Below are 11,443 nucleotides of genomic sequence, written 5' to 3'. Positions count from 1 at the left end.
CATGACGACGACATGGACGGCGGCGCGCGTGCTGCGCGACCGCAATGCGGGGCTCTGTCTGGCCGGGGTGGTGGTGTCCGGCTTCGGCACGTCGGCGCTGTGGCTGGCGTCCGGGGTGTGGGTCAAGGACCTCACCGGCTCGGACGGCCTGGCCGCGCTGTGCCTGCTCGCCATGTGGGCGCCGGTCCTGGCCGGGCCGGCCCTGGGCACCCTGGCCGACCGCGTCCGCCGCAAGCCGCTGCTGATCGGCGCGAACCTCGGCCTCGCGGCCATCCTGCTGACGCTCTTCACCGTCCACTCCCGGGACGGGCTGTGGCTGCTGTACGCGGTCCTGTTCGTCTACGGGGCGGCCGGGATCGTGCACGACGCGGCCGAGTCGGCTCTGGTCGCCGCCGCCGTCGACGGTTCGCTGCTCGGCGACTTCAACGGGCTGAGGATGACGGCCACGGAGGGCATGAAGCTCGTCGCCCCGCTGGCCGGCGCGGGGATCTACGCGGCGTACGGGGGCCCCTGCGTGGCGTTCCTGGACGCCGTCACGTTCGTGCTCGCCACGTGCCTGTACGCGCTGCTGCGGGTCCGCGAGGACAGGCCGGAGCCGCCCGCCACCGGCTGGCGCGCACGAACCGCCGAGGGGGCGCGTCATCTGTGGCGGCACGAGCGGCTGCGCCCGCTGGTCCTGACGGGCGGGATCACCATGCTGTTCGCCGGGCTCAACGGCGCGATGGTCTACGCGGTCGTGGACGGCCTCGGCCGCTCCCCCGCGTTCGCCGGGGTGCTCTTCGCCGTCCAGGGCACCGGTTCGGTGCTGATCGGCACCGTCTCGGGCCCTGCCCTGCGCCGCCTGGGCGAGCGCCGGTTCGCGGCATGCGGCATCGCCCTGTTCGCCGCCGGTGTGGCGCTCAGGGCGATCCCGTCCGACCCGGTGACGCTGGTGTGCAGCGCGGCCATCGGTGCCGGACTGCCGTGTGTCCTGATCGCGGCGTTCACCGCCGTGCAGCGGGAGACGCCGGGCCCGCTGCTGGGCCGTGCGGCCGCCACGGCGAGCACGCTGCTGTTCGGCCCGAACGCGGTCGGGCTGGCCGTCGGGGCGGTTCTCGTCGAACTGGTCGGCCACCGGCCGGTGCTGGTGGCGCTGGGCCTGGCCGCGACGACGGCGACGGCGCCGCTGCTTCAGAGCCCCGCGAGAGCGTCCCGTACGGCGTCGAGGTCGCCGTCGGACGCCAACCCGGCGTGATACAGCCGCACTTCGCTCGCGCCCAGCTCGGCGGCGCCCCGCGCGTCCCGCGCGAGTGTCCCCGGACTGCCGCCCATGCCCGAGACCACCGTGAAGTTGGCCGCGAGGACGGCACCCGTCCGGTTCCGTTCCGCGAACGGGGCCAGCAGGCCGGCGCCGCCCGTGCAGGGCACCACCACACCGTCCGCCACGGACAGGATGTGCGCGGGATCGACGCCCGCGTTGGCGCCGCAGTGGTACGAGACCGGGTCCGCGTGCAGCAGCACCTGGAAGCCGTCGGGCGCCGCCGCCCGGACCGCCGCCACGGCCTCCTCCTGAAGCGTGCGGGCGGTGGTGTCGCGCCACGCGCGCGTGGCGGCCGCTTTCGCCTCACCGAGGAGCTTCTCCACGCCCGCCCAGCCCCCGTCGGAGGGCGCGCCGCGCCACACCGGCTCCAGCGCCGCCCGTACCGCCGCGGCCAGTTCCCCGGCATCCAGTCCGTGCCGTCCGTAGCCCTCACGGCAACTCGGGCAGAAGCACAGGGACATGAGGTACTGCCCGGCGTCCCCGAGCGTCACGCCGCCGATCTTGTCGTGGGCGTGCAGGTGCGCCAGTCCGTACCAGCCGAGCGATTCGAGCTCGGTGCCGCGCGCGCCGGGCCGTACCGCCGCCTCGGCCGCCAGGTCGACGAGGTACGCGCGCGTGGCGGGCTGCGCGATGCACGGCGCCCAGGGGTAGCGGTCGCCGTAGGCGTTGACCACACAGGTGCCGGGATGCTCCTCGCCCATGCGGGAGTTGTGCGCCAGCACCACCCAGGTGTGCACCTCGAGCCCGGCCGCGGCCAGTGTGCGGGCCGCCTCGCCGAAGGCGTCGCCCGGCGCCCAGTCTCCGGCCGGCCAGGGGCGCAGGGTGCGACCCTCCCAGCGCGCGCCCGTCGGGTAGAGCACGGCGGCGTGGCGGGCGGTCACGATGCGGTGGTGCGGGTGCCGGGGCGTGAGGGCGCGTGTGGAGTGGTACGCGGAGGCGAGGGTCGCCTGCCGGACGCCGAGTGCGGCGATGCGGTCGGGGGCCTCGGGGTCCCCGTTGACGTCCCAGGGGTAGACGAACGCCGACGCCTTCACATGCCCTCCTCGAGCAGCGCGTACCCCTGGTCGATCAGCGCGGCGAGCTGTTTGACGTGGTCCTCGGACGGCTCGTGCAGGGGCGGCCGGACCTCGCCGACGTCGAGGCCACGCAGCCGTACGCCCGCCTTGACGAGGGACACGGCGTAACCGCGGCCACGGGAGCGCAGTTCGACGAACGGCCGGTAGAAGCCGTCGAGGAGCCGGTTCACGGTGGTGTCGTCGCCGGAGGTGAGCGCGCGGTGGAAGGCGAGGGCGATCTCCGGGGCGAAGCAGAACACGGCGGACGAGTACAGCGTGACGCCGATGCCGCGGTAGGCGAGCTGGGTCTGCTCCGCGGTCGGCAGCCCGTTGAAGTAGAGGAAGTCGCCGGGGACCTCGCTGCGCACGGCGCTGACGACGCGCTGCATCAGGTCCAGGTCGCCGAGCCCGTCCTTGAGGCCGATGACACCGTCCGTACGGGCGAGCTCCACCACCGTCTCGGGCGTGAACACGGCGTTGTCGCGCTGGTAGACGACGGTCGGCAGCGAGGTGGAGGCGGCCAGCTCCCGGTAGTGCCGCAGCAGCCCCTCCTGGCCCGCGACCACCAGGTAGGGGGGCATGGCGAGCAGCCCGTCCGCCCCGGCCCGCTCCGCGAGCTTCGCGTAGCGCACGGCGAGCGCGGTCCCGTAACCGGCGCCCGCCACGACCGGAACCCGTCCGTCCGTGGCCTCGACGGCCGCCCGTACGCAGACCTCGAACTCCTCGGGCGTCAGCGCGTGGAACTCACCCGTGCCGCAGCACGCGAACACGGCGGCGGCGCCCGCCTCCACGCCCCCGCGCACATGGGAGCGGTAGGCGTCGAGTGCGAGGGAGCCGTCGGGCCCGTATGCGGTGACGGGGAAGAACAGCGGCCCGCTCGGGACGCTGAGCCGAGCGGCGAGAGGGGCTGACGTCACGGGCTCTCCCTTGAACAGGCGCTCTTCCGCGGACCGACGCGCCCTCCCGAGTGGACCAGGCCCCGACAGGTGCACGTTTCTGATCTGCGTCCATATTTCTGAACGAATCCACGCTATGGGGCCACCTCAGGGCGGGTCAAGCGTGCAATCGGGCAAGTCAGAGGTGGATTCCACTCTTGGCCGCCCCACTTGACGGGCCGGGCGAACGCTCCCTAGCGTGTCCATGAATGTGAATCCTGTGCACGAATGCGGCCGTTGATCTCAAGGAGACCGAGGATGCCCGCTCCCCGCACCGTTCTGCTCACCGGCGCCGCCGGCGGGCTCGGCACCCTGATGCGGGGACTGCTGCCCCGGTACGGCTACGCGCTGCGCCTCCTCGACCTGCGGCCGATCGAGGGCGAGCCGGACGCGATCACCGCGGATCTCGCGGACAAGGACGCCGTGCGTGAGGCCGTACGGGGCGTCGACGCGATCATCCACCTCGCGGGCATCTCCCTCGAGTCCACGTTCGAGAAGATCCTTAAGGCGAACATCGAGGGCACCTACCACGTGTACGAGGCGGCGCGCGAGGAAGGCGTACGCCGGATCGTGTTCGCCTCCTCCAACCACGCGGTCGGCTTCGCCCCGCGCCCCCGGGGCGACGACCCGCTGATCCCGATCGACACCCCGCGCCGCCCCGACACCTTCTACGGACTGTCCAAGTCCTTCGGCGAGGACCTGGCCCAGTTCTACTGGGACAAGCACGGCCTGGAGACCGTGTCGGTGCGCATCGGCTCCTGTTTCCCCGAGCCCACCAGCGTCCGCATGCTCTCCGTGTGGATGAGCCCCGAGGACGGCGCCCGGCTCTTCCACGCGGCCCTGACCGCCGAGGAGGTCGGGCACACCGTCGTCTACGGCTCCTCGGCCAACACCCGCCTGTGGTGGGACCTGACCACCGCCCGGGCCCTCGGTTACGAGCCGCAGGACGACTCCGAGCCCTACGCCGAGAAGCTCATCGCCGAGCAGGGCGAACTGGAGCCGGGCAACCCCGCGCACGCGCACCTGGGCGGTCACTTCGTCACGGACCCGCCCATCTGGCCGTACTGAGACGACTGATTCCAAGGGCGGGCGGGCACCGAACGGGCCCGCCCGCGCCGCTTTTCGGGCACGGCGGCTGCCCGATCCCACCGGCCGCCCCGCTTCACCGCAGGTCCGGGACGGTCACGCTTTCCGTCGAACGGGCCGCATCGGGCACACTCGATCGCGCAACAGACCTGGTCAGCGCCGCACACCCGCTGTAGAAAATCCCCCATGGGCCCCACCGGGCCCGAACGGGCACACCTGAGCGGAGGCGGGAGGCGCGATGACGGCCAGGACCGCGGAAGAACGGCAGCGTGAAATCGTCAAGGCCGCCCGACGCACGGGCTCGGTCGACGTCACCACGCTCGCCGCCGAACTGGGCGTCGCCAAGGAGACCGTACGTCGCGATCTGCGCGCCCTGGAGGACCACGGGCTGGTCCGCCGCACCCACGGCGGCGCCTACCCGGTGGAGAGCGCCGGCTTCGAGACGACCCTCGCCTTCCGCGCCACCAGCCATGTACCCGAGAAGCGCCGGATCGCGGCCGCCGCGGCCGAGCTGCTCGGGGACGCCGAGACGGTCTTCGTCGACGAGGGTTTCACCCCCCAGCTCATCGCCGAGGCGCTGCCCCGGGACCGGCCGCTGACCGTGGTCACCGCGTCCCTGGCCACCGCGGGCGCGCTCGCCGAGGCCGAGAACACCACCGTCCTGCTGCTGGGCGGCCGGGTGCGGCACGGCACCCTCGCCACCGTCGACCACTGGACGACGAAGATGCTCGCCGGTTTCGTCATCGACCTGGCGTACATCGGCGCCAACGGCATCTCCCGCGAACACGGCCTGACCACCCCCGACCCCGCGGTCAGCGAGGTCAAGGCGCAGGCGATCCGCGCCTCCCGGCGCACGGTGTTCGCGGGGGTGCACACCAAGTTCGGCGCGGTCAGCTTCTGCCGGTTCGCGGAGATCGGCGCGCTGGAGGCGATCGTCACGAGCACGCTCCTGCCGACGAGCGAGGCGCACCGCTACTCACTGCTGGGCCCGCAGGTCATCCGGGTCTGACACCGTCCGACGACATCTGAAAGCCCAACCCCTTCCCCAGGGACGCTAACGCCCAGTGCGCCCCTTATATCCCCTTACGTCCAGGAGCGATCCATGCGCACCCAGAGCCGACGGAGGCCGCGAGCCGCGCTCGCCATGGCCGCCGCAGGGACGCTGCTCGCCCCGCTGCTTTCCGGCTGCTGGGTCGGAGCAGGCGGGACCGGTTCCGGCGGCGACTCCATCAACGTCCTGATGGTCAACAACCCGCAGATGGTGGAGTTGCAGAAGCTCACCGCCGCACACTTCACCAAGGACACCGGCATCAAGGTGAACTTCACCGTGCTGCCCGAGAACGACGTCCGCGACAAGATCAGCCAGGACTTCGCCAACCAGGCGGGCCAGTACGACGTCGCCACCCTCAGCAACTACGAGATACCGATCTACGCCCGCAACGGCTGGCTGCAGGACATGGACGCGTATGTGGCCGAGGACCGCGCCTACGACGAGCAGGACGTCCTGGCCCCCATGCGCCAGTCGCTGACCGGTGACGACGGCAAGCTGTACGGACAGCCGTTCTACGGTGAGTCGTCCTTCCTCATGTACCGCAAGGACGTCTTCGCCGAGAAGGGCCTGACGATGCCCGCCCACCCCACCTGGCAGCAGGTCGCCGACCTCGCCGCGAAGGTGGACGGCGCGCAGCCGGGGATGCGGGGCATCTGTCTGCGCGGCCTGCCCGGCTGGGGCGAGCTCATGGCGCCGCTGACGACGGTCGTGAACACCTTCGGCGGCACCTGGTTCGACAAGAACTGGAAGGCGCACCTGGACTCCCCCGAGTTCGAGAAGGCGACGAAGTTCTACGTCGACCTCGTCCGCGAGCACGGCGAGTCGGGTGCCGCGCAGTCCGGGTTCGCCGAGTGCCTCAACAACATGACCCAGGGCAAGGTCGCCATGTGGTACGACGCCACCTCGGCGGCCGGCTCCCTGGAGGCGTCCGGCTCCCCCGTCAAGGGCAAGCTCGGCTATGCCCCGGCCCCCGTCGAGGAGACCAAGTCCTCCGGGTGGCTCTACACCTGGGCCTGGGGCATCCAGAAGGCGTCCCGCAACCCCGACAAGGCCTGGAAGTTCGTCTCCTGGGCATCGAGCAGGCAGTACGAACAGCTCGTCGGCGACACCAGCGGCTGGGCCGACGTCCCCGCGGGCAAACGCGCCTCCACCTATGAGAACGCCGACTACCGCAAGGCCGCCGCCTCCTTCCAGGAGATGACCCGCGAGGCCATCGAGGGCGCACGGCCGCGCGACCCCGGCGTGCAGCCGCGACCCGCGCCCGGCATCCAGTTCGTCGGCATCCCCGAGTTCACCGACCTCGGCACCAAGGTCTCCCAGGAGATCAGCGCGGCCATCGCAGGACGCCAGTCCGTCGAGTCGGCCCTGAGGAAGTCCCAGAAGCTCGCCGAGCAGATCTCCAAGGAGTACGAGGGACGATGACCGCCACGACCACGGCCCCCGTGGCCGCCACTCCCGTACGCACCGCACACCAACCGTCGGCCCGGCTGCGAGCCTGGGCCACGCGGGCCCCGCTGCTGCCCGCCCTCATCTTCATGATCGTCGTAACCCAGCTGCCGTTCGTGGCGACGCTGGTGATCTCCTTCTTCGACTGGAACGCCCTCTACCCGAAGGCCCGCCACTTCACCGGCGTCGACAACTACCGCCAGGTCCTCACCGATCCGGACCTGCGCCACTCGGTGTGGACGACGGTCCTGCTGACGGTCGCGGTGGTGCTGGTCAGCCTGGTCCTGGGCCTCGCGCTGGCGCTGCTCCTGGACCGGAGGTTCCGCGGCCGGGGCATGGTGCGCACCCTGCTGATCGCACCCTTCCTGGTGGTCCCCGTGGCAGCGGCCCTGCTCTGGAAGCATGTGCTCTTCAACCCTGAATACGGCCTGTTCAACGGTTTGCTGCACTATGTGGGCGGCCCTCAGCCGGACTGGATCTCGGGCACCCCGCTGCTCGCGGTCGAGGCCTCCCTCATCTGGCAGTGGACACCGTTCATGATGCTGATCCTGCTGGCCGGTCTGCAGAGCCGCGACCACCAGCAGATCGAGGCCGCGCGGGTGGACGGGGCCGGCGACTGGCAGATCTTCCGCCATCTGACGCTTCCGCACCTGCGCCGCTATCTGGAACTCGGCGCCCTGCTGGGCTCGATCTACATCGTCCAGAACTTCGACGCGGTCTTCACGCTCACCTCGGGCGGCCTGGGCACCGCGAACCTCCCCTACACCGTCTACCAGACCTTCTACCAGGCCCATGAGAACGGCCTCGCCTCGGCCGCCGGCGTCCTGGTCGTCATCGGTTCGATCATCATCGCGACGTTCGCCCTGCGCGTGGTGTCGTCCCTGTTCCGCGAGGAGGTGTCCCGCGCATGAGCGCCGTCGCCGCACGTCCCGTCACCGTACGCCCCCGCCGTCGCCGCGGAGTCGGGCTGGCCCTGCTGGCCTGGCTGGCCGGTCTGCTGTTCTTCCTGCCCATCGCCTGGATGGCCCTGACGTCGTTCCACTCGGAGGCGGACGCGGCCACGAATCCCCCGTCGTTCGGGGCCGCCCTGACCCTGGACGGCTACCGCGACTTCTTCGGTGTGGGAGGTGGCGCGAGCCCCTGGCCCGCACTGGTCAACTCGACGGTGGCGTCGGTGGTGTCCACGCTGTGCGTCCTGCTCCTCGCCCTCCCGGCGGCCTACGCGCTCTCGATCCGCCGGGTGAGGAAGTGGACGGACGTCCTGTTCTTCTTCCTGTCCACCAAGATGCTGCCGGTGGTGGCGGGCCTGCTGCCGATCTACCTGTTCGCGAGGAACGCCGGGATGCTCGACAACATCTGGCTGCTCGTCATCCTCTACACGTCCATGAACCTGCCGATCGCGGTGTGGATGATGCAGTCGTTCCTCGCCGAGGTGCCGGTCGCGGTGATCGAGGCGGCTCGGGTGGACGGGGCGCGCCTGCCGACGGTCCTGACGCGGGTGGTGGCCCCGATCGCGCTGCCGGGCATCGCGGCGACGGCGTTGATCTGCTTCATCTTCAGCTGGAACGAGCTCCTCTTCGCCCGGGTGCTCACCGGCGTGGTGGCCGAGACCGCCCCCGTCTTCCTGACCGGCTTCATCACCAGCCAGGGCCTGTTCCTGGCGAAGGTGTGCGCCGCGTCGCTCGTCATCTCCCTGCCGGTGCTCGCCGCGGGGTTCGCCGCCCAGGACAAACTGGTCCAGGGCCTGTCGTTGGGAGCCGTGAAATGAAGGCCGCCGTCATCGAGTCCGTGGGCCGCGCCGTCGTCTCCGAGGTCCCCGACCCGACGCCCGGGCCGCGCGAGGTGGTCGTGGAGGTCGCGGCCTGCGGTCTGTGCGGGACGGATCTGCACATCCTCCAGGGCGAGTTCGCGCCCAAGCTGCCGATCGTGCCCGGGCACGAGTTCGCGGGCGAGGTCGTCGGCGTGGGTACGCAGGTCACGGAGCTGGCGGTCGGCGACCGGGTCGCCGTGGACCCGTCCCTGTACTGCTACGAGTGCCGGTACTGCCGTACGGGTCACAACAACCTGTGCGAACGGTGGGCGGCGATCGGGGTGACGACGGCCGGCGGGGCCGCGCAGTACGCGGTGGCGCCGGTGGCGAACTGCGTGAAGCTCCCGGAGCATGTCCGCACCCAGGACGCGGCGTTGGTGGAGCCGCTGTCGTGTGCGGTGCGCGGCTACGACGTCCTGCGGTCCCGTCTCGGGGCACACGTCCTGATCTACGGCTCGGGAACGATGGGCCTGATGATGCTGGAGCTGGCCAAGCGGACGGGCGCGGCGAGCGTGGACGTCGTGGACGTCAATCCGGCGCGGCTGGAGACGGCACGGCACCTGGGTGTCTCGGGCTCGGCGGCGAACGCGGACGAACTGGACCGGCCGCAGGGCTGGGACGTGGTGGTGGACGCCACGGGGAACGCGGCGGCGATCCAGGACGGCCTGGGACGGGTGGCGAAAGCGGGGACATTTCTGCAGTTCGGAGTGGCGGACTATGCGACACGGGTGACGATCGATCCGTACCGGATCTACAACCAGGAGCTGACCATCACCGGCTCCATGGCCGTCCTCCACAGCTTCGAACGCGCGGCGGAACTGTTCGCGAACGGGGTGCTGAATCCCGAGGTGTTCATCAGCGACCGCCTGCCTCTGGAGCGGTATCCGCAGGCGCTGGAGCAGTTCGCGGCTGGGGTGGGACGAAAGATCGTGGTGGTGCCTTAGGGGGGTGCCCCGCGGATGGTTCTCGCCCCCGCCGCCCCTGCCCTTCCCGCCCCTGGGGGCTGCGCCCCCAGACCCCCGCTGTCGGCCTGACGGCCTCGTCCTCAAGCGCGGCGGGGCTGCAAATGCAGCCCCTCCGCGCTTGAGGAGCAGGGGTTCGGGGGCGGCCCCCGATCGGGGTCCGGGGCGAAGCCCGAGCGGGGTGCAGGGTGTACTGCGAACAGTCCCCCACCGGAGTCCAGGGGACGGAGCCCCCCGGCGGGGGCGAAGGGGCGAAGCCCCAGCGGGGTGCAAAAGACACAGTCCGCGCCTGGATTCGAGAGGCGGAACCCCCGCCAGGCCGAAAGGGCGAAGCCCCAGCGGGGTGCAGGAGACGCAGTCCGCGCCGGGATCCGAGAGGCGGAACCCCCGCCAGGCCGAAAGGGCGAAGCCCCAGCGGGGTGCAGGAGACGCAGTCCGCGCCGGGATCCGAGAGGCGGAACCCCCGCCAGGCCGAAAGGGCGAAGCCCCAGCGGGGTGCGGGAGACGCAGCCTCCGCCGGGGCTGGAGGGGCGGAGCCCTGGTCGGGTTGGAGGGGCGGAGCTCCCGGAGGTGGGACGGGTGGGGGCGGCGGGCGGAGGTGCATCGGGTAAGGGAACGGTAAAGCGACCTCGCTCGTTACCCCTGGCATGACAGCTATGACCCCCGGCTCGAACCTCCCCCTCGGCGTCCCACGCGTGACCGTCGACGTCGCCGCCCCGGTGCGGCTCGACGTGTCCGCCCTGCTGCTCACCGCCGACGGCAAGGTGCGCTCCGACGACGACTTCATCTTCTACAACCAGCCGATGGGCCCGGGTGTCACCTACCGCTCCGGCGGCGGCACGAGCCCCGACTCGATCACCGTGGACACCGCCTCCGTACCCCCGGGCATCGAGAAGATCGTCGTCACCGCGAGCCCGGACGCCGCCGGCCAGACCTTCCAGGGCATCGAGCCGACGGCCACCCTCCGCAACGCGGACGACAACAGCGTGCTGGCCACCTTCACGCCGCCGCAGCTCGGCACCGAGACCGCGCTGGTGGTCGTGGAGATCTATCTGCGGGGCGGGGCGTGGAAGGCCCGCGCCGTCGGCCAGGGGTACGCCGACGGGCTCGCCGGCATCGCCACCGACTTCGGCGTCACGGTGGAGGAACCGGCCGCGCCCCCACAGCCCGTCGCGCCGCCTCAGGCCATTCCCCCGGCACCCGTCGCTCCCCCGGCGCCTCCCACCCCGGCCCCCGGCGCCGGAAAGATCAACCTGGACAAGGGCCGGGTCAGCCTCCAGAAGAACCAGACCGTGTCTCTCGTCAAGGGTGGCCGCCCGCTGCTGTCCCAGGTCAGGATGGGCCTCGGCTGGGAGCCCGCGTACCACGGCAAGGACATCGACCTGGACGCGTCCGTCATCGCCTACGGCCCGCAGCGCAACCACATCGACAGCTGCTACTTCGGCAAGCTGACCATCCTCAACGGCGCGATCAAGCACTCCGGGGACAACCTCACGGGCGAGGGCGGAGGCGACGACGAGGTCATCGCCGTCGACCTCGGACGCCTGCCCCAGGAGGTCACGGGCCTGGTCTTCACCGTGAACTCGTTCTCCGGCCAGAAGTTCACGGAGGTCGCCAAGGCGTACTGCCGCCTCGTGGACGCCGCCACCGACCAGGAGCCTGGTGCGTTTCGACCTCACCGGTGCGGAGCCGCAGACGGGCGTGATGATGGCCAAGCTCGTCCGCCAGTTCTCCGGCGAGTGGGACATGACCGCGATGGGCGACTTCGTCAAGGCCCGCACGGTACGGAACATGGTCA

9 protein-coding genes and 1 pseudogene are annotated in these 11,443 nt (G+C 71.3%); 8 read left to right on the top strand and 2 right to left on the bottom strand.

Annotated features, from left to right (window positions below; genetic code table 11):
• The first annotated feature begins 1 nt into the window (after position 1).
• Positions 2-1,234 (top strand): MFS transporter, encoded by a 1,233-nt coding sequence (locus C3488_RS30895; protein WP_103844192.1) that lies wholly within the window; start codon positions 2-4, stop codon positions 1,232-1,234.
• On the opposite strand, the gene C3488_RS30890 is transcribed toward C3488_RS30895, so the two are convergent.
• Positions 1,171-2,334, bottom strand: a complete 1,164-nt coding sequence (locus C3488_RS30890; protein WP_103844191.1) for a hypothetical protein — start codon at positions 2,332-2,334, stop codon at positions 1,171-1,173. The genes C3488_RS30895 and C3488_RS30890 overlap by 64 nt on opposite strands.
• Positions 2,331-3,272: a 5-dehydro-4-deoxyglucarate dehydratase gene (locus C3488_RS30885; RefSeq protein ID WP_103844190.1), complete on the bottom strand. Its 942-nt coding sequence runs from the start codon at positions 3,270-3,272 to the stop codon at positions 2,331-2,333. Before C3488_RS30885 ends, C3488_RS30890 begins: the two co-directional genes overlap by 4 nt.
• 276 nt (positions 3,273-3,548) lie before the next feature.
• Here C3488_RS30885 and C3488_RS30880 point away from each other — a divergent pair, with 276 nt between their 5' ends.
• The 7 genes and pseudogenes from C3488_RS30880 to C3488_RS30850 all read left to right on the top strand — a co-directional run.
• The gene (locus C3488_RS30880) at positions 3,549-4,358 is read left to right on the top strand and encodes an NAD(P)-dependent oxidoreductase (RefSeq protein WP_103844189.1); all 810 of its coding nucleotides are present in this window, start codon (positions 3,549-3,551) and stop codon (positions 4,356-4,358) included.
• Positions 4,359-4,614: 256 nt separating this feature from the next.
• Positions 4,615-5,385, top strand: coding sequence for a DeoR/GlpR family DNA-binding transcription regulator (locus C3488_RS30875; RefSeq protein WP_103844188.1), 771 nt, complete (start codon positions 4,615-4,617; stop codon positions 5,383-5,385).
• Between the two features lie 93 nt (positions 5,386-5,478).
• Entirely contained in the window at positions 5,479-6,849 is a 1,371-nt protein-coding gene (locus tag C3488_RS30870) for a sugar ABC transporter substrate-binding protein (protein ID WP_103844187.1), read from the top strand.
• Positions 6,846-7,784: a carbohydrate ABC transporter permease gene (locus tag C3488_RS30865; RefSeq protein WP_103844186.1), complete on the top strand. Its 939-nt coding sequence runs from the start codon at positions 6,846-6,848 to the stop codon at positions 7,782-7,784. The genes C3488_RS30870 and C3488_RS30865 overlap by 4 nt, the downstream gene beginning before the upstream one ends.
• The gene (locus C3488_RS30860; RefSeq protein ID WP_103844185.1) at positions 7,781-8,641 is read left to right on the top strand and encodes a carbohydrate ABC transporter permease; all 861 of its coding nucleotides are present in this window, start codon (positions 7,781-7,783) and stop codon (positions 8,639-8,641) included. The genes C3488_RS30865 and C3488_RS30860 overlap by 4 nt, the downstream gene beginning before the upstream one ends.
• A complete protein-coding gene (locus tag C3488_RS30855; RefSeq protein ID WP_103844184.1) occupies positions 8,638-9,627 on the top strand; it encodes a zinc-dependent alcohol dehydrogenase family protein in 990 nt (329 codons plus the stop codon). The genes C3488_RS30860 and C3488_RS30855 overlap by 4 nt, the downstream gene beginning before the upstream one ends.
• Positions 9,628-10,301: 674 nt before the next feature.
• Positions 10,302-11,443 (top strand): annotated as a pseudogene (locus C3488_RS30850) (TerD family protein); the annotation flags it as partial.

The sequence above is a fragment of the Streptomyces sp. Ru72 genome, assembly GCF_002920635.1.
Classification (GTDB): domain Bacteria; phylum Actinomycetota; class Actinomycetes; order Streptomycetales; family Streptomycetaceae; genus Streptomyces.
Note: the sequence above shows the minus strand (reverse complement) of the source record. Positions and strands in the feature narration are given on the sequence as shown.

Excerpts from the sequence above, each read along its gene's own strand:
- C3488_RS30895 (WP_103844192.1), top strand. The coding sequence starts at position 2 with ATGACGACGACATGGACGGCGGCGCGCGTGCTGCGCGACCGCAATGCG.
- C3488_RS30880 (WP_103844189.1), top strand. The coding sequence starts at position 3,549 with ATGCCCGCTCCCCGCACCGTTCTGCTCACCGGCGCCGCCGGCGGGCTC.
- C3488_RS30875 (WP_103844188.1), top strand. The coding sequence starts at position 4,615 with ATGACGGCCAGGACCGCGGAAGAACGGCAGCGTGAAATCGTCAAGGCC.
- C3488_RS30870 (WP_103844187.1), top strand. The coding sequence starts at position 5,479 with ATGCGCACCCAGAGCCGACGGAGGCCGCGAGCCGCGCTCGCCATGGCC.
- C3488_RS30865 (WP_103844186.1), top strand. The coding sequence starts at position 6,846 with ATGACCGCCACGACCACGGCCCCCGTGGCCGCCACTCCCGTACGCACC.
- C3488_RS30860 (WP_103844185.1), top strand. The coding sequence starts at position 7,781 with ATGAGCGCCGTCGCCGCACGTCCCGTCACCGTACGCCCCCGCCGTCGC.
- C3488_RS30855 (WP_103844184.1), top strand. The coding sequence starts at position 8,638 with ATGAAGGCCGCCGTCATCGAGTCCGTGGGCCGCGCCGTCGTCTCCGAG.